This is a genomic window from Actinomadura terrae, assembly GCF_022751215.1.
Classification (GTDB): Bacteria; Actinomycetota; Actinomycetes; order Streptosporangiales; family Streptosporangiaceae; genus Spirillospora; species Spirillospora terrae.
Map to the genome: position 1 here is coordinate 472,531 of NZ_JAICDG010000004.1, position 24,739 is coordinate 497,269.

The window sequence follows — 24,739 nt, forward strand, 5'->3', positions numbered from 1 at the left end:
ATGGATTTCTGGAGCGGCCGGCGCGTGCGGCTGCGCGGAATCGAACCCGAGGACTGGGAGGCGTTCAAGGAGTTCGACGCCCATTCCGCGGACATGCGCGGCGGCGACATGCTGCACCCGCCGCGCTCGGACGAGGGCTACCGCCGATGGGCCCTGGAGGAGGCGATCCACCGGCCGGACAGGGACGAGTTCCGGCTGGCCATCGCCACCGTGCCGGACGGCGCGCTCGTCGGGAACGTGAACACCGTGGACGCCGACCCGAGGGCGGGGCGCTTCGGCTACGGCATCGCGATCGGCCACCGGTACCAGCGGCGCGGATACGCCCGCGAGGCCGTCGAGTTGCTGCTCGCCTTCATGTTCGGTGAACGCCGCTACCACAAGTGCGAGGTCGGGGTCTACGCGTTCAACGAGCCCTCACTGCGGCTGCACCGCTCCCTCGGTTTCGTCGTGGAGGGGCGGCTGCGCGACCACGAGTATTTCGCGGGCGCCCATCACGACCTGGTTCTACTGGGGCTGACCGCCGCCGAGTTCGCCGAGCGCCGTCCGTTCCCGGCGCTTCCCGATGTCAACGGTGGCTCAGCACGTTGACGACCTTTCCGTTGGGGTCGCGGACGAAGAAGCGCCGCACCCCCCATTCCTCGTCCTGGAGGGGATGGACGATCTCGGCGCCGCTCGCCCGGACGGCGTCGTAGGCGGCGTCCACGTCGTCCACCTCGACGCTCATGTCGGGGACGACCGGCGCCGTGGCGTCCTCGGTCATGACGCTCACCTGCGCCAGCGGCGTGGACGGCGAGGCCAGTGTCACGATCCAGCCGTGGTTCATGACCTCCTCGAACCCGAGCAGGCCGTAGAACTCCCGGCTCTCGTCCACGGCCTGCGACCGGACGTTGGGCACGACACGACGAACGGTCATCGACGACTCCACGAGGCAGCGGGTTTCCAGGGGCCAGCGGCACGGCCAAGCCCAGCTCAACGCTATCGCGCGCGGTCCGCCTAGGCGCGGAGGGCCTCGGTGGTGGCGCGGGCCAGGGCGAGCAGCTCGTCGTGGCGCGCGGACGGCCCGGACGTGAGCCGCCCCGCGATCGCGGCGGTGACCGCCGTCCGGAACCGGGCGACCAGCTCCACGCCCTCGTCGGCGAGCGACACCCGGGTCACCCGGCGGTCGTCCGGATCGGGCCGCCGCTGCACCAGCGCGCGCCGCTCCAGCCGGTCGACCAGTCCGGTGACGTTGGTCTTGTCGCAGTTCAGCCGGTGCGCGAGCTCGCCGTGGGTCAGCTCCTGAGGGGCCACCAGCGTGAGCAGCTGGGCCTGCTGCGGGGTGAGGCCGAGGTCGCGGCTCACGACGCCCCTGATCCCCTCGACCACGCACGCCAGTTCGAGCAGGGCTTCGGCGACCTCCCGATCGCCCGCTGGACGGCTCATGCGCCGAGACTACTTGACAGTCCATGATGTCCACTATTTAGTAGATGATCTCAACAGTTCATGACATCGACTATTTGGAGCATCATGGGGACGCGGACACCCGACCGGGTCGCGGTCGTGACCGGGGGCTCGCGCGGGATCGGCCGGGCGACCGCGCTGCGGCTGGCCGCCGCCGGGACGGCGGTCGTCGTGAACTACCGGTCGGACGCCGCCGCCGCGGAGCGGGTCGCCGCCGACATCGAGGCGGGCGGCGGGCGCGCCACGACGGCGCAGGCGGACGTCGCGTCACCGGCGGAGCTGCGCGTCCTGCTCGACACTGCCGAGCGGCGCTACGGCGGCCTGGACGTGCTGGTCCACAACGCCGGCGGCTACGTCCGGGGGCCGCTGGAGGACGCCACCGACGACGATTACACGCGGGCGTTCGCGCTGAACGCCCACGCGACCTTCCACGTCCTGCGCGAGGCCGGGCGCCGGATGCGCGACGGCGGCCGGATCGTGTTCGTCTCGACGGCGGCCACCGTCCTCACCCCGCCGACCCAGGCCCTGTACGCGGCGGGCAAGGTCGCCGGGGAGCACCTCGTCCGGACGTTCGCCCGCGAGATCGGCGGGCGCGGCATCACGGTCAACAGCGTCCTGCCGGGACCGACGGAGACCGAGGGGTTCGCCGCGTCCGGCGCCCCGGTCGAGCAGCTCGTCGCGCAGACCCCGCTCGGCCGGCTCGGCAGGCCGGAGGACATCGCCGAGGTCATCGGCTTCCTCGCCTCGGACGCGGCCCGCTGGATCACCGGCAAGAACATCGTCGCCGACGGCGGCCTGTCCTGACCCGCCCACCTCGATCGTCAGTCGCGGGGGCGGACGAGGCCGTGGTCGAAGGCGAAGACGACCGCCTGGATCCGGTCGCGCAGGTCGAGCTTGGCGAGGACCCGCTTCACATGCGTCTTGGTCGTCGCCTCGCCGATGTGGAGGCGGACGGAGATCTCCGCGTTGGACAGGCCGCGCGCCATCAGCAGCAGCACCTCGTGCTCGCGACCCGTGAGCCGGTCCAGGCGGCGCCGCACCCCGGCGTCCGGCGGGGCGGGCGAGGTGCGGGCGAACTCGGCGAGGAGCCGCCGCGTCACCGAGGGGCCGAGCAGCCCCTCGCCCGAGGCGACGGTCCGCACGCCCTCGACCAGCGTCTCGGGCGGGGTGCGCTTGAGCAGGAACCCGCAGGCCCCGGCGCGGACGGCGGCGAACACGTACTCGTCCAGTTCGAAGGTGGTCAGCACCAGCACCCGGGACGCCGGGTGCCGGGCGGCGATCTCGGCGGTGGCGGCGACGCCGTCCATGACGGGCATGCGGACGTCCATCAGGACCACGTCCGGCGCGAGCGCGGCGGTGCTCCGGACGGCCTGCGCGCCGTCGGACGCCTCCCCGACGACCGTGATGTCGGGCTGGGTCTGGAGCATCATGCGCAGGCCGCCGCGCATCAGCTCCTCGTCGTCGGCCAGCAGGACGCGGATCACGCGACGGTCCGCACGGTGAGGGGGACGCGGGCCTCGACGCGCCAGCCGCCGTCCGGGCCGGGGCCCGCCTGGAACGTCCCGCCGAGGCGGGCGGCGCGCTCGCTCATCCCGGCGAGCCCCCGGCCAGGCGCGGCGGGCACACCGGCGCCGTCGTCGGTGACCGTCACGCCCACGCCGTCGTCCACACCAGAAACCTCGATCCGCACCGTGCGGGCCGACGCGTGCCGGACCACGTTGGTGAGCGACTCCTGGACGATGCGGTGCAGCGTCTGGACGACGGGCTCCTCGACCGGCGGCAGCTCGCCGTCCACGACGAGGTCGGCGCGCAGGCCCGGCGGGAGCCCGACGACCAGGCCGCGCAGCGCGGAGGCCAGGTCGGGCGGGTCCGGCGGTCCGGCGCCGTCCAGCAGCCCGAGGACGCGGTCGAGGTCGCCGAGCGCGGCGCGGCCCGTCTCCTCGATGCTGCCGAGCGAGCGGCGCACGTCCTCGTGGACGACACCGGAGGCGCCGAGGGCCAGCCGGGCCGCTCCGGCGTGGGTGACCATGACCGTGACGGCGTGCCCGACGGCGTCGTGCAGCTCGCGCGCCATCCGGGCCCGCTCGTCGGCGAGCGTCCGGCGCTGGAGGGCCGCGACCCGCTCGGCCTCGTGCGCCTGCAACGCCGTGGCCGCCTCCCAGCGCGAACGCGCCGCCTCACCGGCGAGCAGCGCGCCGCCGTGCAGGAGCGCGCCGAGCACGAGGGCCGAGGTCCCCTGCGTCGCGAGCCCGGCGAGCGCCGCCGCGACCGGGACGGCGGCGAGCCGCGCGGTGTGCGGGCGCGGCCGGGTCTGCGCGACCATCGTCAACGCCAGCGCGGACGCCGCCGACAGGTTGGTGAACGGCTCCCCGGCGAGGGCCGTCGCGGCGGTGGCCCCCGCCGAGGCCCACAGCGCGGTCGCGGGCGCGAAGCGGCGTCCGGCGATCGCGGCGAACCACACGACGGCTGCGGCGCGGGTGACGAGGGGCCCGCCGAGCACCGACGCGGTGGCGTCGGACTCCCCGATCGCGATGGTCGCCGACACGTAGGCGACGAGCAGGTCGAGGGCGACCCAGCGCCACCGGCGGTCGGCGTCCCGGTCCGGGCCCCACCGGCGAAGGTCCATGGCGGTCAGCGTACGGAACGTCCGTGATCTGCGGAATCACCCCGGCTGAGGACGTCTCGTCCCCCTCCGGGGGGACCAACCTCATCCCGCCTGAAGGACGACCGCGCCCCACGCCCGTTCTTAGCGTCGCGGCATGATTTCGACACAGTCCTCCCAGGCAGAGTCCCCCAGATCCGCCAGGTCGCTGCCGCGCCGGGTGGGCGGCGGCGCGCTGATCCTCGCCGGGGCGCTGCTCGCGCCGCCCGCCGCGATCGTCGCGTTCCTCCTCGCCGCCGCGGCGAACGCGCCCCTCCCGCTGTGCGCGGCGACCGCCCTGGCCACCGCCGCCCTGGTCGCCGGTGCGGTCGCCTACCTCGGCGGACGGGTCGCCCGCACGCGCCGCCGCAGGCTCCTTACGCTGCTGGTCGCAGCGGGCACGTCCGGGGTCGTGGCGGTCGCGGGCCACTGGCTGGTCTTCCGCCCGCTCGGCGTCGAGGCCGTCCCGCTGGCCGCTCAGGACACCCGCTACTGGCAGCTGTCCACCGGTTCGCGCATCGCCTACACGCGCACCCCGGCGCACGGCCGGGCCCGGCCCGAGCCGGTCGTCCGGCTGCACGGCGGCCCCGGCACCCCGGGCGCGGGCCCGGACGACCTCGACCGCGCGCTGGCCGCGACCGGCTTCGACGTCTACACCTACGACCAGCTCGGGTCCGGACGTTCGCAGCGGCTCGACGACCCGCGCGGGTACACGGTCGCGCGGCAGGTCGCCGACCTGGAGGCGATCCGGTTGCGGATCGGGGCGCCGCGGCTGATCCTGGCGGGCAGCTCGTGGGGCGCCACGCTCGCCGCCGCCTACCTCGCCGCGCATCCGGGCAACGTGGCCCGCGTCGTGTTCACCTCCCCCGGCGCCCTGTGGGCGCGGGAGTGGGAGAAGTCCGGCGAGGGGGAGATCTGGGACCGGCTCAGCCCGGCGCAGCGCGCGCGGATGGACGAGCTGGAGAACCGTCCCCAGCTCGTCGCGTGGTCACTGCTCATGGCCGTGAACCCGCGCTCCGCCCACGCGCTGCTGCCCGACGAGGAGATCGACCCGCTGTTCGACGAGCTGCTGTCGTCGGTCGGGTCCGCCGCGACCTGCCACCCCGGCCGCCCGCTCCACGAGGCCGTGTCGCGGTCGGGCTTCTACTCCAACCAGCTGACCTCCGAGGACGCGCGCGGCGTCCCCGACCCGCGTCCGGCGCTGCGCCGCGCCGCGGCGCCCGCGCTGGTCCTGCGCGGCCAGTGCGAGTTCAAGCGCTGGGAGATCGCCCGCGAGTACCGGGACACGATCCCTGGCGCGCGGCTCGTCCAGATCCCCGGCGCCGGGCACGTGATCGACGCCGAGCAGCCCCGGCTCTACCGGGACGCCGTCGTCGCCTTCCTCACCGGACGCCCGCTGCCGCTCACCCCCTACACGGGCCAAGCCGCCCCGCACTGACCAGCACGTTCAGGACGCGGGGGTGCGGATGGCCTCGTAGACGCTGGACAGGCCGCCGCCCCCGTGCCCCATCTCGACCGCGCGCCAGAAGAGGTCCTTCAGGGCGGTCGGGCCCGCCGTGTCGATGCCGGCCTCCTGGCCGGCCTCGACCACGTGCTCGGCCCCGACCGCCTGCATGTGGAGGCTGTTGGCCTCGCCCGGGGACAGGCCCGAGTCGACCTCCTCGGTGATGATGCGCAGGTAGCCCATCGGCCCGTCCGACGCCAGGGCGGAGACGAGCGAGGTGGCGAACGGGCGGAACTGCTCGCCCGACACGCCCGCCGACCCCACGAGTGCCAGCGCGTGCATGTAGGCCGTGGTCGTGGACCAGAACATGTACAGCTGCGCCTGGTAGTAGAGCATCGCCAGGCCCACGTCCGTCCCGACGAACGTGGTGTCTCCCAGGACGCGCAGCGTCTCGCGGTGCGCGTCCAGGGTCTCCTCCCGCCCGCTGTAGAAGACGTAGGAGCCCGGCTTACCGATTCCTGGAGGCGGCACCATAATGCCCCCGGTGAGCAGCTCCGCTCCGTGCTCGGAGGCCCATTCGCCTGCGCGGCGCAGCTCGTTCGGGCTGCCCGAGCTGAGGTTGGCGAGGACGCGTCCCTTCAGCGCGTGGGTCGCGTCCTCCAGCGAGTCGTACATCGCCTGGTAGTCGGTCTGGCTGACGACGACCAGCTCGGACGCGGCGAGCGCGTCGGCGGGCGTCGCGGCGAGGACCGCTCCCTTCTCCACCAGCGGGGCGGCCTTGGCCGCCGTCCGGTTCCACACCGTGGTCGGGTGCCCGTGCTCCAGGAACGTGGCGGCCATCGTCGCGCCCATGGGGCCGAGCCCGATGACGGTCACGGGGGTCTTCGGCATCGAGATCTCCTCTGTCTCGTTCGTTCAGAGGGTGCAGCGTCGCGCCCGCCGCTACGGGAACGCTTCGGGCCGGTCCGTAGCGGTGACAGGGCTGTCGGAGGTGCTGCGTACGCTGGCGGGGTGCGTTTCGGGGTGCTGGGCCCGCTCGCCGTGTGGACGGACGGCGCGGCAGGCGTCGAGGTGCGCGTGCCCGAGCTGAAGGTCCGCGTGCTGCTGGCGATGCTGCTGGCGGAGCCGGGGCGTCCCGTGTCCGCCGACCGGCTGGTGGACGCGCTGTGGGGCGACCGTCCGCCGCGCAACGCGACCGGCACGCTCCAGGCGCGCGTCTCGCAGCTCCGCAAGGTGCTGGACGACGCGGAGCCCGGCGCGCGGCGCCTCATCGTGGCGCGCCCGCCCGGCTACCTGCTGGACGTGCCGCCGGACGCCGTCGACTCGGGCCGGTTCGCGGCGCTGCTCGTCCGGGCCGGGGAGACCGCCGACCCGGCGGCCAGGGTACGCCTGCTGCGGGACGCGCTGGCGCTGTGGCGCGGGCCCGCGTTCGACGGGTTGGGCGGGTTCGATTTCCTCCACGCCGCGACCGCGCTGGAGGAGCGGCGGCTGGTCGCGCTGGAGGAGCACGCCGAGACCCGGCTTGAGCTGGGCGAGCACGCGGCGCTCGCGGCCGAGCTGGCGGCGGAGGTCGCCCGGCACCCGCTGCGCGAACGGCTCCGCGCCGCGCACCTGCGCGCCCTGCACCGCGCCGGACGGCGGAACGAGGCCCTCGCCGGGTACCACGACGTGCGCGAACGCCTCGCCGAGGAGCTGGGCGTCGACCCGGGGCCCGCGCTGACCTCGCTCTACCGGTCGATGCTGGAGCAGGACCCGGCCGAGGAGGAGCGGCCGCGCGTCCCGTCCCGGCTGCCGGTGCCGCTCGGCGAGCTGATCGGCCGCGACGACGCGGTCCGCCGCGCCCGCGACCTGCTCGCCTCCGCCCGCCTGGTCACGTTGACGGGCCCCGGCGGCGTCGGCAAGACCCGGCTCGCGCTGGAGGCCGCCGCCCGGTCGGCGGGCGATCATCCGGGCGGGGTGTGGTTCGTCGAACTGGGCGCCGTCCGGGCCGGGTCGGCGGACGAGGTGGCCGAGCAGGCGGCGCGCGTCCTCGGCCTGCGCGAAGACGGCGCGGGAGGCACAGGCGGCGCGAGCGGCGCGAGCGGTACGGGCCCGGTCGAGCGGCTGGCCGGGGCACTGCGCGGGCGGCGGGCGCTGCTCGTCCTGGACAACTGCGAGCATGTCGCCGGGCCCGCCGCCGACCTGGCCGCGCGGCTGCTGGAGGACGCGCCGGGCCTGCGCGTGCTCACGACGTCCCGCGAGCCGCTGGGCGTGCCCGGTGAGCGGCTCCAGATCGTCCCGCCGCTGGCCCTGCCCGCGAGCGGCGATTCGGTCGTGGAGCTGCTGGAGTTCGGGGCGGTGCGGTTGTTCGTCGCGCGGGCGGAGGCGGCGGCGCCCGGTTTCGTGCTGGACGCGGCGTCCGCGCCCTGGGTCGTGTCGATCTGCCGCCGTCTGGACGGCCTGCCGCTCGCGCTGGAACTCGCCGCGACCCGCGTCCGCGCGCTCGGCGTACGGGACCTCGCCGCCGGGCTCGACGACCGGTTCCGCCTGCTCGCGGACGTCCGGCGCGGCGGCCCGGCCCGGCAGCGGACGCTCCGCGCGGTGATCGACTGGAGCTGGGAGCCGCTCACCGAACCGGAACGCGCCGCGCTGCGGCGCCTCGCCGTGCACGCGGGCGGCTGCACGCTCGCGGCGGCCGAGGCGGTCGGCGGCGGATGCGCCGACGTGCTCGCGCGCCTGGTCGACCGCTCCCTGGTCGTGCGCGGGGACGACGGCCGCTACCGGCTGCTGGAGTCCGTCGCCGCCTACAGCCTGGAGCGCCTCCGGGAGTCGGGCGAGGAGGACGAGATCCGCCGCCGCCACGCCCGTTACTACACCGAATTCGCCGAAGAGGCTGCCCCCGAACTGCGCGGGCACGGGCAACCGGAATGGCTCGACCGCCTCGACGCCGAGGCCGCCAACCTCCGCCTCGCACTCGACCACGCGGACGGCGAGACCGCGCTTCGCCTCGTCCACGCCCAGGCCTGGTACTGGTTCCTCAGAGGACGGTTCGCCGAGGCACGACGCGCATTCTCGGCGGCCCTCGCCACAGCCGGGAAATGCCCGGAAACGGAAACCTGGCTGGCGGGCTTCACGATGGCCTCCGGTGAATCCACCGACTCCGAAGAACTCCGCCGGGCCGCCCTCGCGCATGTCGACGACGAATACGAACGCGCCAAGGCCGAATGGTTCCTCACCCACGTCCACTGGGCTTATGGCGATCTGGCGGCGAGCGAGAAACGCGTCGAGAGCGCCTTGGCCGTGTTCCGCTCGCGCGGCGACCGGTGGCACACGGCGGCGGCGCTCGCGATCCACGCCAAACAGGCGATGGGACGCGGCGACCTGCACGCGATGGGCCGCGACGGCGCCGAAAGCCTCGCGATCTTCACCGAGCTCGGGGACGGGTGGGGACGGCTGGAGGCGAGCGACGTCCTGTCCCGGCGCGCCGAGATCACCGGCGACTATGCCGAGGCGGCCCGGCTCCGACGCGCGGAACTGCGGCTCGCGCGGGAGCTGCGGATGTGGCCCGACGTCGCGTTCCGCCTCGCCATGCTCGGCCGGATCGCGCTGCTGACCGGCGACCTCGCCGAGGCCCGCGTCCAGCACGAGCGGGCGCTGGAACTCGCGGAACGGCACGCCGCCCCGTCCGCCGCCGAGTTCGCCGAAATCGGGCTCGGCCTCGTGGCCCGGCGCCGCGGCGACCTCGACGCGGCCGAGGCGCACCTGCGCGCCCCGCTCGGCTGGCTGCGCGGCATCGGTGGCACGGCCGGGATCGCGTTCGCGCAGGCCCAGCTCGGTTTCGTCGCCGAGGAGCGCGGGGACGCGACGGCGGCCCGGGCGCTGCACACCGAGGGCCTCGCCGCCGCCCGCGCGATCGGCGACCCCCGCGCGGTCGCGCTCGCCCTCGAAGGGCTCGCCGGAGCGCGCTCGCTAGCGGGCGAGCACGCGCCCGCCGCACGGCTCCTCGGCGCCGCCGCCGCGCTCCGCGCGGCCACCGGGGCGCCCCTTCCGGCGGCCGAACGCGGCGACGTCGACCGAATCACCGGAAGGATCCAGGCCACCGTCGGCGTTTCCACTTTTGAAACCGAATTCGCCCGGGGTCACAGCGAGCCCCCCGGCACGGCCGTGCCAGACGCCCCTGAAAGGACGCCATGACCGAGGATCTCGGATACGGCTGGCAGAGCGACCTGCTCGACCTGCCCGCCTACCTGAAGCGGATCGGCTACGACGCCGACCCGAAACCGGACGCGGCGACGCTGCGCGCCCTGCACCGCGCGCACGTCACCTCCATCCCGTTCGAGAACCTGGAGGCCATCCTCGGACGGCCGGTCGAGCTCGGGGTGGCGGCGCTCCAGGCCAAGCTCGTCGACCGTCCGCGCGGCGGCTACTGCTTCGAGCACACCGAACTGTTCGCGGCCGTCCTGGAGAAGATCGGCTTCGAGTTCACCGCGCTCGCCGGACGGGTGACGCTGGGCGCGGAGAAGCTGCGCCCGACCACGCACGCGCTGCTGCGCGTCGAGATCCCCGGCGAACCCGCGCTGCTCTGCGACGTCGGCTTCGGCTCCGGCCCGCTCGAACCCGTGGCGTTCCCCGCCGAGGGGGTCAACGAGGTCGAGCAGGACGGCTGGGGCTTCCGGCTGTTCGAGGGCCCGCGCGCTTGGGAACTGCACCAGCGCGGCGCCGACGGCTGGGTGCAGCGCCACACGTTCACGCTCAACGAGACGTTCCACATCGACTACGAGCTGTTCAACTACTTCATCTCGACCAGTCCGCGCTCGCCGTTCACCGCACGGCCGTTCGCGCAGAAGTTCACCGCCGAATCCCTGCTCGTCCTGGACGGAACGACCCTCACGACCAGCGGCCCCGACAGGCCCGAGGAAAAGCGCGAACTCCTCCCCGAGCAAATCGGCGCCGTTCTCGCCGAGGACTTCGGAATCGTCCTCGACCCGGCGGACATCGAACGCCTGGCCGCGTCCTAATCGTCAGGTCAGGTTCAGGCGGGCCAGTTCGTTGCGGGAGGCGACGCCCAGTTTCGGATACGCCTTGTAGAGGTGGTAGCCGACCGTCCGGGGGCTGAGGAACAGGCGGGCGCCGATCTCCCGGTTGCTCAGGCCGTCGGCGGCGAGCCGGACGACCTGGAGTTCCTGCGGGGTGAGGCTGCCGACCGCGTCGTCGCGTCCGGTGCCGCCTCCCGACGGGCTCTCCCCGGCGGCGCGCAGTTCGCCGCGGGCGCGGTCGGCCCAGGGCGTGGCGCCGAGGCGCTCGAATCCGTCCAGGGCCGCGTGCAGCAGGGTCCGCGCGTCGTTGCGGCGCCGGACCCTGCGGAGCCACTCGCCGTACAGCAACTCGGTGCGGGCCCGCTCGAACGGCGTCCCGCCCTCGCGGTGCAGCTCAAGGGCGCGGGTGAAGGTCTTGTCGGCGTCCTCGTCCGGGCCGAGGAGCGCGGCGCAGCGCAGCGCGACCGCCTCCACCCACGGCTCGCGGACCTGCGCGGCCCACTCCCGGTAGGAGTCGGCGGCGTCGCGTCCGCGCTCCGGGCGGCCCAGCCGGACGGCCGCCTCGACGAGGTCGGGCAGGCTCGCGATCGCGCCGTGCCGGTGCGGCCCGGACACCGCGTCCGACAGCCGTTCGAGCGCCGCCTCGTACCGTCCGAGGCCGAGGTCGAGCAGGCCGCGCGCCGCCGCCCCGTGCACGCTGCTCGGCGGGACGCCCCGCTCGATGCCCTCCGCCGTCAGCTCCAGGCAGCGCCGCTCGTCGCCCTCGATCGCGGCGAGCAGCCCGAGGACGGTCGACAGGTACACGCGGACGCGGTGCTGGCCGGTGTCGGCGGCGATCCGCAGCCCCTCGGTCGCGTCGGTGAGCGCGTCGCGGTGCCGTCCGAGGAGCAGGCGCGTGCGGGAGCGGATCATGAGCGCGGACGCGAGCAACCCGATCTCGCCCCGCTCGCGGAACCGCGCCTCCAGCTCGTCCGCGGCGGCGTCGGCGCCCGCCACGTCCCCGAGCATGAGGTGCCACATCGCGACGCGGACGCGGTCGCGCGGGCCGTAGCAGTCGCGCATCGCCCCCATCAGCTCGCGCAGCGCCGCGACCCCGTCGGCCGCCCCGGCGCGCAGGGCGCGCGGGTCCTGCCCGGCGAACAGCCTGGCCAGGGCCCGCAGGTGGGCCGCGTTGGGCAGGCCGAGCTCCTCGCCCCGCGCGGCGATCCCGTCCACGACGGCGAAGTCGCCCGCGTGGACGGCAGCCGACGCGGCCTGGAAGAACAGGTAGCCGGACGTCCGCGGGTCCAGCTCGGCCACCGACGCGGCCGTCTCGGCGAACATCCGGTACGCCTCGCCGGTGCGGTCCTGGTCGTCGGCGAGCGAGGCGCGGATCAGCGTCAGCTCCGCGCGGGCCAGCGGATCGTCCAGGTCGGCCTGCGCGCGCGTCGCCAGGTCGACCCCGCGCTCGGGCAGCCCGGCGTCGGCCGCGATCCGCGCGGCGACCGCCAGCCGCCGGCCGCGGTCGGCGCGGTCGGGGCTGAGCACGGCGGCGGCCTCGTACGTCGCGGCCACCGACTCGCTCCCGCCGACACCGCGCGCCCCGGGCGCGCTGATGCCGCGCGCCGCGGTCTCCTCCAGGACGGACGCCACGCTCTCGTCCGGCCCCGTCGCGGCGCGGGCGAGATGCCAGGCGCGGTGGCAGATGTCGCCGCGCTCCAGGTAGACGTCGGCGAGCGCGCGGTGCGCCTCCAGCCGGAGGCCCAGCGGCGCCGACTCGTACGCGGCGGACCGGACCAGCGGATGCCGCACCTCCAGCCGCCCCTCGCCGGTGGTCCGCAGCAGCCCGCCCCGCTCGGCGGGCTCCAGATCCTGGACGGCCGCGCCGAACCGCCGCGCCGCGTCCATCACCACGCCCACCGCACCGAGATCATCGGACGCGACCATCAGCACGAGCAGCCGCGAGGGCTCGGGCAGCGCGGCGATCCGCCCGGCGAACGACCGCCGGATCCGCTCATACGCCGTGGACCGTTCCCCGCGCGCGCCCGCCTGCATCCCGGGGAGCTCCAGCAGCGCCAGCGGGTTCCCCATCGCCTCGGCGAGGATCTCGCGCCGGACGTGCTGGGGCAGGCCGTCCGCCCGCGCGGCCAGCACCTCCGCCGCCGCGTCCGGCTCCAGCCCGCGCAACCGCAGCTCGGGCAGCCCGGTCGCGGAGAACTCCGCCGCCAGGGGACGTCCCAGGACGTCCAGCCCCGCGGGTTCCGGCACGTCTGGGTCGCGGGCGGCCAGCAGGAGCGCGATCGGCTCGGCGTCCAGGCGGCGGGCGGCGAACAGCAGCGCCTGCGCGGTCGGCTCGTCCAGCCAGTGGGCGTCGTCCACGATGCAGAGCAGCGGACGCTCGTCCGCGAGGTCGGACAGCAGCGTCAGCACCGCGAGCCCCACCAGGAACCGGTCGCCCTGGCCGGGCTCCTCACTGCCGCCGAGGTTGAGGGCGCCGCGCAGCGCGTTCGCCTGCGCGTCCGGAAGATCGCCGACCCGGTCCAGATAGCGGCCGAGGAGCAGGTGGAGGCCCGCGTAGGGCATGCCGCTCTCGTACTCGACGCCCGTTCCGCGCACCACCCGCATACCGTCGGCGGACGCCGCCGCATGGTCGAGCAGCGCGGACTTGCCGATCCCGGCCTCGCCCCGCAGGACGAGCACGCCGCTGCGTCCGGAACGGGCCCGGTCGAGCAGCCGGACGATCTCGGCCGCCTCGCCGTCCCGCCCGTAAAGCATGCTCACCAGCCTACTCAAGCGCCCGCCCGCTCCCACCCCATGGTTGAACCGCGTCCGTCGGGTATCGGCTCTCACCGAGCGCACGCGAACCGAGAGAGAGCGGGGACAACAGTGGCCGAGAACTCCGAGAACGTCGTCGACCTGCTGCTCGCGCAGCACGACGAGATCCGGCGCCTCGCGTCGATCGTGGACGGCAACAGCGGCCAGGTCCGCCGGGACGCCTTCGACCGGCTGCGGCGGCTGCTCGCGGTGCACGAGACCGCCGAGGAGGAGATCGTCCACCCGTTCGCCCGCCGGGCCATCGGCGACGGCGGCGCGGTGATCGACGCGCGGTTGGAGGAGGAGCACGAGGCCAAGGGCGTGCTGTCCGACCTGGAGAAGCTCGACCCCGACTCGGACGAGTTCACCGCGAAGTTCGGCAAGTTCCACCGGGACCTGGAGGAGCACGCCGCCCGCGAGGAGCGCGAGGAGTTCCCGCGCATGGTGCGGGGGGCGACCCCCGAGCAGCTGCGCGGCATGGCCGCCACGGTCCGGGCGGCGGAGGCGGTCGCGCCGACCCACCCGCACCAGGGCGTCGAGTCGCCCCTGGCGAACCTCGTGGTCGGCCCGTTCGCCGCCGTGGCCGACCGCGCCCGCGACGCGATCGCGAAGGCACGGCACTGAACCCGGCACGCCCGGCACTCTTCGACAGCGACAGGGGGAGGACATGACCGACGACCGCAGGAACGACGAGGACAAACCGCTCGCCGACCGCCGCGCCGAGGCCGGGGACGACCCGACCGCCGCGGACCCGGACTTCGCCGAGGAGCACACCCCGGGCCCGACCGACCCGCCGAACGCCGAGGCGGACACGCCCGGCGGCGAGGACGACGGCTACTCCCCGCAAACCGAAGTCCCCTAGGGAGCCCGCGCGGCTACTCGCTGTCGTCGTCGTGGTCGGAGCCGACCGTCACGCCGACGATGTCGGGAAGCTCGCCGAGCACCGCCGTGAGGTCCGGGACCGAACCCGCGCCTTCCAGGACGAGGGTCACCACCGCGTTGCCGGGACGCCGCGCGGGCGGCTCGCGCCGGTCGCGCCGCTCGTCCCGGCCGCGGTCCGAGTCGTCCGGGAGGTACTCGCGTTCGACGTTGAGCTCGGCGACCGCGAACCCCCGCCGGGTGCATTCCATGAGCGCCCGCCGCAGCGCGCCGCGCCCGTCCCGGTAGACGAGCCGGACCCGCGCCACCTCGGCGGGGCGGAACCGGTCGAGCGGCAGCCTCCGGCTCAGCCCGCTCAACCCGTACACGACCAGGAAGTGCCCGACCGTGACCGCCACCGCGAGGACGGGCAGCCCGCCGCCCGCCGCCATCCCGACGGCGGCCGTCACCCACACGACGGCGGCGGTGGTCAGCCCCCGCACCGCGTCCCGCCGGACGAAGATCAGCCCGCCGCCGATGAACCCGATCCCGGACACGATCTGCGCCGCGACACGGGAGGGGTCGAACGACACGTGCTGGCCCGGGACGTTGTCGAAGCCGTACTTGCTGACCAGCATGAACAGCGCGGCGCCGACCCCGACCAGCGTGTGCGTGCGAAGCCCGGCGCTCTTGTTGCGCAGCCCGCGCTCCAGCCCGATCGCGGCCGACAGCACGAGCGCCAGCGCCAGCTCCCCGATCTGCGCGAACCCCTGCCCCGGCGCCAACTCGATCACCGGCCCGGTCTACCCGATCACGATCGCCCCATTCGTCCGCCGTGTCCTCCGGTGGAGCACAGGCCCGCGTTACATCGCCCGGCCGCGGGGAAGGCGTCGCCCATGGACCACTCGGAAGCCCCCGTCCTGGACGCGATCGCCGCCTACCACCGCGAAGGACAGCTGCCGTTCACCCCGCCCGGCCACAAGCAGGCCCGGGGCGCCGACCCGCGCGTGCGCGAGGTGCTGGGCGACGCGGTGTTCCTGGCCGACGTCCTCGCCATCTCCGGACTGGACGACCGGACGTCGTCCCACCGGGTACTGGAGCGGGCCCAGGAGCTGATGGCCGACGCCGTCCACGCCGACCACACCTTCTTCTCGACCTGCGGAAGCTCGCTGTCGGTGAAGAGCGCCATGCTGTCGGTCGCGGGCCCGGGCGAGAAACTGCTGGTCGGACGGGACGCGCACAAGTCGGTGGTGTCGGGCCTGATCCTGTCCGGCGTCCGGCCGATCTGGGTGGAACCGCAGTGGGACGCCGAACGCCACCTCGCGCACCCGCCGTCCGCCGCCGCGTTCGCGGCCGGGCTCGACGAGCATCCCGACGCGCGCGGCGTCCTCGTCACCAGCCCGACCCCCTACGGGACGTGCGCCGACCTCGCCGCGATCGCGGCGGAGTGCCATCGGCGCGGCAGGCCGCTGATCGTGGACGAGGCGTGGGGCGCCCACCTGCCCTTCCACCCGGACCTCCCGTCCTGGGCCATGGACGCGGGCGCCGACGTGTGCGTGACGAGCGTCCACAAGATGGGCGCCGGGCTGGAGCAGGGGTCGGTGTTCCACCAGCAGGGATCGCTGGTCGATCCGGCCGTGCTGAAGTCCCGCGAGGACCTGCTCGGCACGACGAGCCCGTCCGTGCTGATCTACGCGGGCCTGGACGGATGGCGCCGCCAGATGGTCGAGCACGGCCGTGAGCTGATGCAGGGCACGCTGGACCTGGCCGCGTCCCTGCGCACCGACCTCGCCGCGATCCCCGGCTTCGACGTGCAGGGCCCCGCCGAGTTCACCGGCCCCGGCCTCGCCCACGACCTGGATCCGCTCCCCCTCGTGATCGACATCGCCGCGCTCGGCACCACCGGCTACCGCGCCGCCGACTGGCTCCGCGAGCACCACCGGGTCAACCTGCACCTGTCCGACCACCGCCGGATCAGCGCCCAGCTCACGTTCGCCGACGACAAGGCCACCACGGGACGGCTGCTCGCCGCCCTGCGCGACTTCCGCGACAACGTCGAGACGCTCCAGGACGTGCCCCGGGTCGAGGTGCCGCCGCCCGACGAACTCCGCCTCGAACTGGTCGTTCTTCCCCGCGACGCGTTCTTCGGCCCGGCCGAGCAGGTCTCCGCCGAGGATGCCGTCGGCCGTATCGCCGCCGAGATGATCACGCCGTATCCGCCGGGGATTCCGGCCGTCCTGCCCGGGGAGCGGATCACCGGGCCCGTCCTGCGGTACCTGCGCGACGGGGTCGCCGCCGGAATGATGCTGCCGGACACCGTGGACTCGAAACTCGACAGCGTCCGCGTGCTCATCGAAAACTGATGTAGTCCTCAAGCCGGGCGACCGCGAAGCCCTGCCGCCGGATGCGCTTCAGCATCTCCGCGAACATCTTCGTCATCGACTCGCCCTTGAGCTGCTTGGGCCCCCGGAAATGCGCCAGCAGCACGTCACCGTCGTGCAGCTTCTTGTTCGGGTCGTCGTACTGCATGTCGTGGATCTGCGTCGACGCCGTCCACAGCACGATCCCCTGGATTCCGCACTCCCGAGCGGCCTCCTGCGTCGCCGAGCTCCACATTCCGAACGGCGGGCGGAACAGCTTCGGCACCGTTCCGTACTGCCTGGTCAGGGACTTCTGGGTGCCGCAGATCTCCTGCCGCTGCCCGTCCGGCCCGAGATGGGACATCACCGGATGGGTCAGCGTGTGGTTCTGGATGTGGTTCCCGAGCGCCTGGATCGGCTTGAAGTAGCCGTAGTCGTCGCGCACGTTGCCGTCGGTGAGGAACATCGAGACCGGTACCCGCAGGTCTTTCAGCATCTCGACGAATTTCGGGTCCTTCTCCTGCCCGTCGTCGATCGTGACGAACACGACGCGGTCCTTCGTCGGCACCTTGGAGAAGACCTTCACAGGCCCTTTCCCACCGAGCTTGAGCGGCTTGTCCTGCGGCGGGGGCGGCGCCGGACGCAGCGCTTCCAGCCCCCATTTCCCCCAGTCGGGCCGCGCGGCCTCGCCGTCTCCGCCCGGCCCGGTCACCGACGGCTCCTCGGCCACCGGCCTCCTGCACCCGCCCAGCAACAGGGCGAGCGCGACCACGCCCGCCAGCACGCGGACCCACACCCGATGGCCTCCCCACAGACCCGCCCGAATGTCCCAGAACCTACCCCGTGATCAGGAGGTCCCGAACATCCGCCCCCGCGGTGATCGGGCTGTTTCGCGCGGACGGCGACGGCCGGACCCGCCGAGACCGCCGCCGTCCGCCGTCCGCCTGGGTCAGGCGGCCATGGCGCGCGGTTGCGGCATCGGGTAGTCGGGCAGGGTGATCGCTTCGGCGCGCGGCGTCGTGAATCTGCTCGCCGTGGCCAGCGCCCGGCGGGCGAGCGAGGTGTCCGCGAGGCGCAGGGCGGTGTGGACGAGCGTGCGGTGCGCCCGGCCGCGCGGTATGACCGCGTGCGGTACGCCCGGGGCCAGCTGCTGGGCCTGCGTGACGAGGGGACGCAGCACCCGCTCGTACCGGGCGAAGGCGGTGCGCGGGTCGTCGTGGGCGGTGAGCTCCCCGGCCAGGATGTAGGCGCCGGTGAGGGCGAGCGTCGTGCCCATTCCGCTGATCGGTGTCGCGCAGTACGCGGCGTCGCCGAGCAGCGCGATCCGGCCCTCGCTCCAGGTGGGCAGCCTGGTCTGGGCGACGTCCTCGAAGTACAGGGTGCCGTTGTCGAGCGACTCCAGGACGCGCGGCGCCTCCCAGCCGACGTCGGCGAAGGTCTCGCGCAGGATCGCGACCGTGTCGTCGCGGCCGAGGCGGTCGAGGCCGCGCACGTCGGAGGCGAAGAACATGCCCGCGCGGGTGGTGCCGACGTTGTCGGGGCGCAGGAAGACGACGCGGCCTCGGCCGCAGAGCATCGTCCGCCACCAGCGGGAGTCCGCGGCGGTGCGGGGAATGGCGAGGTGGGCGATATAGAGGCCGATCTCGTGCGGCCGCGCGTCCGGCATGATCATCGATCGGGTGCGGGAGCGCAGGCCCTCGGCGACGACGACCGCGTCGAAACGGCGGTCGGGGCCGTGCCGGAATTCCACGTCCACGCCGGTCCCGTCGTCGCGCAACGCGCTGATCCTGTCGCCGAAACGGTATTCGACTTCGTCGGCGGACTGTTCGTAGAGCAGTTTGGCGAGCTCACCGCGCAGGATCTCGATTTCCGCGGTGCCGCCGCTGCTGTCGTCCGTCCCGGCCGGGAACGAGGCCACCGGGCGCCCGTTCTCGTCGACGAACCGCACGCCGAGTTCGCTGGTGTGCGCGGCGCGGACGGCGTCCTCGATGCGCATCCGGCGGAGCACCTGGCGTCCGACGCCCCGGATGTCGACATTCTGCCCCCGGTCGGGCAGGTGGTCGAACTGCTCCACGACGGTCACGTTCCAGCCGGACCGCGCCAGCCACGAAGCCAGGGCCGGCCCGGCGACGCTTGCGCCCGAGACGAGAACATTGCGGTGAACCATGACACCTCTCCTCGCTGATACGGCGGAAATTCACCAAAAACCTACCTAGCGATTCGGCCGGCAACAACGGGATTACCCGGCGACCAAGATCATTTCCATATCAGTTCCGAATGGTCGGATTTCACGCTGGCATGCGGGCCGAAACGGTCGCGGCGAAGAGGAGAAGCAGGAGAATTGCCGTCCCTAACCGGTGAGGACGGCGAGGAGTTCGTCACGCCCACAGGCACCGGTCTTGCGGAAGACGGCCTTGAGATGGTCGTTGACGGTGTGAACGGAAAGCTCCAGCGCGCGGGCGATCTGCTTGGGCGGCATCGCGTCGCGCAGATGGGCGATGATCTGGCGTTCGCGGGGGGTGATGCCGTACCAGTCGCAGAACGAGGGCAGCATCTGGCGGGGCGTCGCCGCCTGGATGACGATCGCGACGTCCCCGGAGTCGCCCAGCGGCTGCCCCTGGGTCGCGAACCATCGGCCGTAGACGGGGGGCGGCCCGATGACGAGCGGTTCGGCGGTGTGCGGGTCGAGGGCGTGGATGCGCGTCTGCATCGCCAGCCCGATCGTGAACGACTCGGCCGTCCATCGCAGGCATTGGGATCTGTGCTCCGGCCGGCCCCGCCAGTGGTTCGCCTGCGGGGTGGCCGAGCGGATCACGTTGTCCGCGCCGACGATGATCACACCCGGCGCCGGGGGCGGGCCGGGCGGCATCCGCCGACCGCCCGTGACGTAGGCCCGAAGGAACTCGATGAGCCTGGGGGTCAGCCGCGTCACCCGCTCCGCGTCGTCGCCGCAGAAGGGCCTGGCGCCCTGGCCGCGCAGCAGTTCCAGCATCCCCCAGATGCCCCGGGCGTCCTTCAGCACCACCCGCATCACGCTGCCCGCGCCGTGGCGGGACATCAGCGAACGGAACCGGCGGTGCCGTCGCTCGTCGCCGACCCCGAGCAGGGCCACCGGCAGCGGGCGCCGCGCCAGATCGCCCGGCGGGCCGGGGTCGTGGCCCGCGTAGTAGTCGCACAGCAGTGCCCGGCCGAAGTCGGCGTCGTAGCCGTGCCAGAAGCTGAAGGAGGACGGAATGGAGCGGGCGGCCGGGCTGGTTCCGACCAGCCTCGCCGCGTCGTGCGGTAGGACGGAGGCGATCGCCTGTGACAGCGCGCACGCCAGTTCGTCCATCCTCGCGCCTTCATTGGCGATCATGCGCAACTCGCCCAGCAGCCGTTCCCCCGACCCCGTCATGCGCTCAGTGTGACCGGCCGAACTCAGTCCGGCAACGGGGATGACCGACTGTTGTCAACTCGCCTTAACCGCTTGTGTTCGGCCGGGGTGGATGGTTGACCTCAAGCACGGTTGAGGGCACAGGGTAGATGTGGAGGCCCGGAGCGGCCGGGCCCTGGCGGCAGGGGGCCGCATGCCCATCCAACTCGATCACATCATCGTCCCGGCCAAGGACAAGCGGGAGTCCGCCGAGTTCCTCGCCCGCATCCTGGGGCTGGACGTGGGCGCGCAGGTCGGACCGTTCCTTCCGGTGCGGACGGGGAACGGGGTGACGCTCGACTTCATGGACTCCGACGACTTCCGCTGGCACCACTGCGCCTTTCTGGTGCCGGACGAGGAGTTCGACGCAATCTTCACTCGGATCAAAGAATCGGGCGCGCACTACTACGCCAATCCCGACGGCAGCGGTGAAGGTGAGATAAACACGCGCGACGGCGGACGCGGGGTCTATTTCTCCGACCCCGGTGGTCATGCCATGGAAGTGCTCACCGTTCCGTACGGCGGCTCGCCCTAAGCGACGGTAAAGCACGGAAAGCGGCATCGAACGGCGCTGAGAACCGGTGAACTCCGTCCAATGCGGCGGGACGGAGTTCACCGGGCCTCAGACATGGGTCACCAAATGGCGCCCGCGGGCTCCTGGACGACGGCGTTCAGCCGGTTGAACATGTTGATCATACCGAGCAGGAGAATGATCGCCGAGAGCTCCTTCTCGTCGAAATGGCCGGACACCTCGTTCCACAGCTCGTCCGGGACGGCGTCGCCGGACCGGTCGGCGATCCGGGTGGCGTGCTCGGCCAGCGACAGCGCCGCCCGTTCGGCGTCGGTGAAGAACGGAGCCTCACGCCAGACGGCCACCGCGGCGATCCGCTCCTCCGACTCCCCCGCCTTCCTGGCGTTCAGGACGTGGCTGTGGACGCACGCGCTGCACCCGTTGATCTGGCTGGCCCGCAGGGCGACGAACTCCAGCAGCCCCTCGGGCAGGCCGGCGGAGGCGACGGCCTTGCTCAGCGTGCCGACGCCCTTCACCACGTCCGGGAGGACGTACGCCGGGTTCTTCATTCGCGCTTCCATGCTCGCTCCCTCAGATCGCTTCAGATCGATGTCGTGCATCGAACTGACGGAGCGCGGCGGGCGGATGTGACGGCGTCCGCCGGAAACTCAGAAATGGCCCTCCAGGTCGGCGAGCAGGCGGCGCTTCGGCCGCGCGCCCACGATCTGCCGGACGACCTCGCCGTCCCGGTAGAGGTTCAGCGTGGGGAAGCCCAGCACGTTGTACCGGGCCGCGATCTCGGGGTGGTCGTCGCCGTTGAGCTTGGCGACCGCGAGCCGGTCGCCGTACTCGGCGTCGATCTCGTCAAGGATCGGCGCGATCATCTTGCAGGGGGGACACCAGTCCGCCCAGAATTCGACCAGTACGGGCCTGTCGGAGCGGAGCACCCGCTCGTCGAAGTTCTCCGTCGTCAGTGTGATCATCCGTCGCCTCCTGAGAGAACATGCACCCGGGGCAGGCCCGCGTGAGTTGGTCGGTCACCTCGGCCCGCAGGCGGATCAGCGAGCGGATGTCGGCGTCGATCTCCGCGAGCTTGCGCTGGTAGACCGCGACCGACTCGGGGCAGGACGCGCCCTCCGCGTGCCCGGCGCGCAGGCAGTCCACGAACGGGCGCGCGTCCTCCAGCGTGAACCCCGACGCGAGCAGCGTCCGGATCTCGGCGACGAGCCGCAGGTCGGACTCCTCGTACTGGCGGTACCCGTTGGCCGCGCGCCGCGCCGAGAGCAGCCCCTGCTGCTCGTAGTAGCGCAGCGTCCGCGTGCTGACCCCGGCCCGTGCGGCCAGTTCCCCGATCCGCATCGGCCCTCCCGACTCTCCGTGACCAGCACCGACGTTAACCCCTGACACCGACGTCAATGTCAACCCCGCCCGGGACGTGAGAATGCCCCGGCCCGCACGAGGCAGGCCGGGGCACTCTCAGGAGCCGGACGCGGGCGAACGAGCCCCGCGTCCGGCTACCGCGTCAGCGGCCCTGGAGGGAGCGGACGTTGTCGCCGAAGGAGAAGCTCTTCGAGCCGTCCCAGTTGAAGGACCAGGTCATGAGCCCCTTCAGCTGGCCGTTGAAGGCCTTCCACGCCTGGCTGACCAGGCCGGGCGACATGTAGCCGCCACCGGCGCCCGGCTGCGCGGGCAGGCCCGGGACCTGCTTGTCGTAGGGCACCTTGATCGTGGTGCCCTGGACGACGAGGCCCTTGTTCAGGCACTCGGTCTGGACGGTGAAGCCCTGGACCGTCCCGGCGCTGTAGGAGTCGCCGGAGCAGCCGTACATGCTGCCGTTGTAGTACTGCATGTTCAGCCACCACAGCCGGCCGTTGTCGGCGTACTTCTTGACGATCGGCAGGTAGGCGCCCCAGATCGAGCCGTAGGTGACGCTGCCGCCGGTGACGTAGGCGGTCTCGGGCGCCATCGTGAGGCCGAAGTTGGACGGCATCTGCGCGAGCACGCCGTCGATGATGCGGATCAGGTTCGACTGCGAGGCCGAGAGCTGGTTGATGTTGCCGCCGCTGGACAGGCCGGTCTCGATGTCGATGTCGATGCCGTCGAAGTTGTACTTCTTCAGGATCGGCACGATCGTCTGGACGAACTTGTCGGCGACGGAGCTGGAGCTGAGGTCGATGCCCGCGGTGGCACCGCCGATCGACATGAGGATGGTGGCCCCGGCCTCCTTCGCCGCGCACATCTCGGCGGGCGTGGAGACCTTGACGGTCGCGTCCATCCCGTCCTCCCACAGCACCGTGCCGTCGGAGCGGATGACGGGGAACGCCGCGTTGATCACGTTGTAGCCGTGCTGCTTCAGCCGCGCGTCGTTGATCGGCACCCAGCCGAACGGCGGGTGGACGCCGTTGCTCGCGCCGTCCCAGTTCTCCCAGTAGCCCTGGATGACCTTGCCGGCCGGACGGGACTTCACCGCGCAGGTGTCACCGCCGTTGCCGGGCGGGTCGGTCGGCGGGGTGGTGGGGTCCGTCGGCGGGTCGGTCGGCGGCGTCGTGGGGTCGGTCGGCGGCGCGCCGTCGCAGGCGCCGAGGTCGCGCCACAGGGTCGGGGTCGACGCGGGGTTCCAGTTGGCGCCGTTGTAGGCCGTGTGCGTGACGAGGGCCTCGTAGCCGTGGTTCTGGTCGTTGCGCTGGTAGTGGACCTTGGTCCCCGCCGTGTACTGGGTGCCCTCCGCCCACATGGCGAAGTCGCAGGTGATCACGGCTCGGGCGGACGACGGGGTGGACAGCACGAACACGGCGCCCAGCGAGAGCACCAGGGCGGCCGTCGCGGCGGCCAGCGCCGCCGCGGCGCCCGACCAGCGCCTGTACTTGTAGTTCACGGGTCGACTCCTCAACTGGCGGGGACACAGAGGAGCCGGCGTAGAGCCAAACAGTTCCCGCGGACGGGACCCTCCCAGGCGAAAGGCGCATACGGCCGGCGTGGACGCCACCAGCAGGGTAACCGCGCCGGGTCTAGGCCGGGAAGACCTCAGAATCCGAAATGCTCCGAGGGTAGTTGTGAAGATTGACGGATTCGGCGGTCCGGCGGGCCATCTTCGCCATCAGTTTCTTCCCGGGCAGGTACGGGATGAGCGCGTAGTAACGGTTCAGCAGTGCCGCCGCGACCCGGCTGGAGGGCACCATCATCTTCGCCACGCCGTCGCCGATCTTCTGGCAGCGCGCCACGTACTCGCGCAGGATCGCCTCGTAGCCGGCGAACGCGGCCCGGTGGTCGGTGTGCGCGGAGGAGTGGTCGGTGTGCGCGGAGGGGTGGTCGTCGTGCGCGGCGGCGAGTTCCCCCGCGAGGACGTAGGCGCCGACGATCGCGAGGCCCGTCCCCATGCCCGTCAGCGGGGACGGGCACCACGCGGCGTCGCCGAGGAGGGCGACGCGGCCGCGCGTCCAGGCGTCCATGCGGACCTGGGCGACGGCGTCGAAGTAGAAGTCGGGGGCCTCGCGCGCCCAGTCGAGGATCCGGTCGGTCTCCCAGCCGCTCCCCGCGAACCGCTCGGTGAGGATCGCCCGCTGCGCGGCGGTGTCGTGGCGGTCGACGTCCAACTGCGGCGAGCCGAAGTAGAACAGGGCCCTCGCCTCGGTGTTGTGCCGCGCGCTGTAGACCATGACGAGCTTGTCGGCGGTGCGGTAGCCGAGTCCGGCGTGGTCGAGGCCGAGGTGGTTGGGCGTGGTGCAGATCGCGAGGTACAGCCCGAGGTGCCGGACGAACTGCTCCTCCGGCCCGAACGCGAGCCGCCGGACGCCCGAGTGCAGGCCGTCCGCACCGACGACCAGGTCGAACCGGCGCGGCGCGGCATGCTCGAAGGTGACGTCGACGCCGCCGGGGTCCTCGGTGATGGACGTGATGGAGTCGCCGAAGAGGTACTCGGTGTCGTGCCGCGTGGCGTCGTAGAGAATCCGCGCCAGGTCGCCCCGCAGGATCTCGATGTCCCCGGAGAACAGGTCGGTGGGTATGCGCGCCTGCACCTTCCCGTGCGTGTTCACATACGAAACGGGGCCCATGCCGGTGGCGGCCCGCTCGATCTCCTTCAGAATCCCCATCTTGTTCAGGACGGACAGGTGCGCCTCACCGCGGAAGTCCACGGCGTGACCGCCGTCGCGCAGGGTCTCGGCGCGCTCCACGATCGTGGGGGTGAAGCCGTGCCGGTGCAGCCAGTAGGCGAGGGCGGGCCCGGCGACGGACGCGCCCGAGATCAGGATGTTCATGCCGGTGAG

General features: G+C 73.1%; 24 protein-coding genes. 9 read left to right on the forward strand and 15 right to left on the reverse strand.

Annotation, left to right across the window (positions count from 1 at the left end; all coding sequences use genetic code 11):
* A complete protein-coding gene (locus K2F47_RS26740; RefSeq protein ID WP_242908134.1) occupies positions 1-588 on the forward strand; it encodes a GNAT family N-acetyltransferase in 588 nt (195 codons plus the stop codon).
* Here K2F47_RS26740 and K2F47_RS26745 read toward each other — a convergent pair.
* Both K2F47_RS26745 and K2F47_RS26750 read right to left on the reverse strand, forming a co-directional pair.
* Entirely contained in the window at positions 566-913 is a 348-nt protein-coding gene (locus K2F47_RS26745) for a VOC family protein (protein ID WP_242908136.1), read from the reverse strand. The two genes, K2F47_RS26740 and K2F47_RS26745, sit on opposite strands and share 23 nt — an antisense overlap.
* Positions 914-993: 80 nt before the next feature.
* Positions 994-1,422, reverse strand: a complete 429-nt coding sequence (locus tag K2F47_RS26750) for a MarR family winged helix-turn-helix transcriptional regulator (protein WP_242908137.1) — start codon at positions 1,420-1,422, stop codon at positions 994-996.
* Positions 1,423-1,506: 84 nt separating this feature from the next.
* Between K2F47_RS26750 and K2F47_RS26755 the strand changes: the two genes are divergently transcribed.
* Complete coding sequence (locus K2F47_RS26755; RefSeq protein WP_242908139.1) at positions 1,507-2,244, forward strand: SDR family oxidoreductase; 738 nt, start codon at positions 1,507-1,509, stop codon at positions 2,242-2,244.
* Between the two features lie 17 nt (positions 2,245-2,261).
* Here the strand turns inward: K2F47_RS26755 and K2F47_RS26760 are convergent, their stop codons facing one another.
* Positions 2,262-2,924 carry a response regulator gene (locus K2F47_RS26760; protein ID WP_242908141.1) on the reverse strand — a complete coding sequence of 221 codons (663 nt, stop codon included), beginning with the start codon at positions 2,922-2,924 and terminating at the stop codon, positions 2,262-2,264.
* On the reverse strand, positions 2,921-4,066 hold the full coding sequence (locus K2F47_RS26765; protein WP_242908143.1) for a sensor histidine kinase: 1,146 nt from the start codon (positions 4,064-4,066) through the stop codon (positions 2,921-2,923). Before K2F47_RS26765 ends, K2F47_RS26760 begins: the two co-directional genes overlap by 4 nt.
* Positions 4,067-4,199: 133 nt before the next feature.
* On the opposite strand from K2F47_RS26765, the gene K2F47_RS26770 reads away from it, so the two are divergent.
* Complete coding sequence (locus tag K2F47_RS26770) at positions 4,200-5,519, forward strand: alpha/beta fold hydrolase (protein WP_242908145.1); 1,320 nt, start codon at positions 4,200-4,202, stop codon at positions 5,517-5,519.
* Positions 5,520-5,528: 9 nt separating this feature from the next.
* Here the strand turns inward: K2F47_RS26770 and K2F47_RS26775 are convergent, their stop codons facing one another.
* On the reverse strand, positions 5,529-6,416 hold the full coding sequence (locus K2F47_RS26775) for an NAD(P)-dependent oxidoreductase (protein WP_242908148.1): 888 nt from the start codon (positions 6,414-6,416) through the stop codon (positions 5,529-5,531).
* Positions 6,417-6,536: 120 nt separating this feature from the next.
* Here K2F47_RS26775 and K2F47_RS26780 point away from each other — a divergent pair, with 120 nt between their 5' ends.
* Both K2F47_RS26780 and K2F47_RS26785 read left to right on the forward strand, forming a co-directional pair.
* Entirely contained in the window at positions 6,537-9,698 is a 3,162-nt protein-coding gene (locus K2F47_RS26780; protein ID WP_242908150.1) for an AfsR/SARP family transcriptional regulator, read from the forward strand.
* The gene (locus tag K2F47_RS26785) at positions 9,695-10,522 is read left to right on the forward strand and encodes an arylamine N-acetyltransferase family protein (protein WP_242908153.1); all 828 of its coding nucleotides are present in this window, start codon (positions 9,695-9,697) and stop codon (positions 10,520-10,522) included. Before K2F47_RS26780 ends, K2F47_RS26785 begins: the two co-directional genes overlap by 4 nt.
* Before the next feature lie 3 nt (positions 10,523-10,525).
* Here K2F47_RS26785 and K2F47_RS40910 read toward each other — a convergent pair whose 3' ends face one another.
* The gene (locus K2F47_RS40910) at positions 10,526-13,294 is read right to left on the reverse strand and encodes a helix-turn-helix transcriptional regulator (protein ID WP_272497600.1); all 2,769 of its coding nucleotides are present in this window, start codon (positions 13,292-13,294) and stop codon (positions 10,526-10,528) included.
* A 111-nt stretch (positions 13,295-13,405) separates the two neighbouring features.
* Here K2F47_RS40910 and K2F47_RS26800 point away from each other — a divergent pair, with 111 nt between their 5' ends.
* Together K2F47_RS26800 and K2F47_RS26805 are read left to right on the forward strand one after the other, a co-directional pair.
* The gene (locus tag K2F47_RS26800) at positions 13,406-13,957 is read left to right on the forward strand and encodes a hemerythrin domain-containing protein (RefSeq protein ID WP_242908155.1); all 552 of its coding nucleotides are present in this window, start codon (positions 13,406-13,408) and stop codon (positions 13,955-13,957) included.
* A 43-nt stretch (positions 13,958-14,000) separates the two neighbouring features.
* Entirely contained in the window at positions 14,001-14,195 is a 195-nt protein-coding gene (locus K2F47_RS26805; RefSeq protein ID WP_242908157.1) for a hypothetical protein, read from the forward strand.
* A 13-nt stretch (positions 14,196-14,208) separates the two neighbouring features.
* Here the strand turns inward: K2F47_RS26805 and K2F47_RS26810 are convergent, their stop codons facing one another.
* The gene (locus K2F47_RS26810; RefSeq protein WP_242908159.1) at positions 14,209-14,985 is read right to left on the reverse strand and encodes an MgtC/SapB family protein; all 777 of its coding nucleotides are present in this window, start codon (positions 14,983-14,985) and stop codon (positions 14,209-14,211) included.
* Between the two features lie 102 nt (positions 14,986-15,087).
* On the opposite strand from K2F47_RS26810, the gene K2F47_RS26815 reads away from it, so the two are divergent.
* The gene (locus K2F47_RS26815; protein ID WP_242908161.1) at positions 15,088-16,554 is read left to right on the forward strand and encodes an aminotransferase class I/II-fold pyridoxal phosphate-dependent enzyme; all 1,467 of its coding nucleotides are present in this window, start codon (positions 15,088-15,090) and stop codon (positions 16,552-16,554) included.
* Here K2F47_RS26815 and K2F47_RS26820 read toward each other — a convergent pair.
* From K2F47_RS26820 to K2F47_RS26830, 3 genes are all read right to left on the reverse strand, one after another.
* On the reverse strand, positions 16,541-17,347 hold the full coding sequence (locus K2F47_RS26820) for a polysaccharide deacetylase family protein (protein ID WP_242908163.1): 807 nt from the start codon (positions 17,345-17,347) through the stop codon (positions 16,541-16,543). The two genes, K2F47_RS26815 and K2F47_RS26820, sit on opposite strands and share 14 nt — an antisense overlap.
* A gap of 153 nt (positions 17,348-17,500) precedes the next feature.
* Complete coding sequence (locus K2F47_RS26825) at positions 17,501-18,718, reverse strand: FAD-dependent monooxygenase (protein WP_242908165.1); 1,218 nt, start codon at positions 18,716-18,718, stop codon at positions 17,501-17,503.
* 183 nt (positions 18,719-18,901) lie between these two features.
* Positions 18,902-19,945 carry a helix-turn-helix transcriptional regulator gene (locus tag K2F47_RS26830; RefSeq protein ID WP_242908167.1) on the reverse strand — a complete coding sequence of 348 codons (1,044 nt, stop codon included), beginning with the start codon at positions 19,943-19,945 and terminating at the stop codon, positions 18,902-18,904.
* Positions 19,946-20,117: 172 nt separating this feature from the next.
* Between K2F47_RS26830 and K2F47_RS26835 the strand changes: the two genes are divergently transcribed.
* Positions 20,118-20,498, forward strand: coding sequence for a VOC family protein (locus K2F47_RS26835; protein ID WP_242908169.1), 381 nt, complete (start codon positions 20,118-20,120; stop codon positions 20,496-20,498).
* 98 nt (positions 20,499-20,596) lie between these two features.
* Here the strand turns inward: K2F47_RS26835 and K2F47_RS26840 are convergent, their stop codons facing one another.
* The 5 genes from K2F47_RS26840 to K2F47_RS26860 all read right to left on the reverse strand — a co-directional run bounded on the left by K2F47_RS26840 (position 20,597) and on the right by K2F47_RS26860 (position 24,730).
* Positions 20,597-21,055 carry a carboxymuconolactone decarboxylase family protein gene (locus K2F47_RS26840; protein ID WP_242908171.1) on the reverse strand — a complete coding sequence of 153 codons (459 nt, stop codon included), beginning with the start codon at positions 21,053-21,055 and terminating at the stop codon, positions 20,597-20,599.
* An 87-nt stretch (positions 21,056-21,142) separates the two neighbouring features.
* Entirely contained in the window at positions 21,143-21,457 is a 315-nt protein-coding gene (gene trxA, locus K2F47_RS26845; protein WP_242908172.1) for a thioredoxin, read from the reverse strand.
* Positions 21,339-21,833, reverse strand: coding sequence for a MerR family transcriptional regulator (locus K2F47_RS26850; RefSeq protein ID WP_242908173.1), 495 nt, complete (start codon positions 21,831-21,833; stop codon positions 21,339-21,341). Before K2F47_RS26850 ends, trxA begins: the two co-directional genes overlap by 119 nt.
* 163 nt (positions 21,834-21,996) lie before the next feature.
* Entirely contained in the window at positions 21,997-23,349 is a 1,353-nt protein-coding gene (locus K2F47_RS26855) for a glycosyl hydrolase family 18 protein (RefSeq protein ID WP_242908174.1), read from the reverse strand.
* A gap of 133 nt (positions 23,350-23,482) precedes the next feature.
* Positions 23,483-24,730 (reverse strand): FAD-dependent monooxygenase, encoded by a 1,248-nt coding sequence (locus K2F47_RS26860; RefSeq protein WP_242908176.1) that lies wholly within the window; start codon positions 24,728-24,730, stop codon positions 23,483-23,485.
* Positions 24,731-24,739 lie beyond the last annotated feature (9 nt).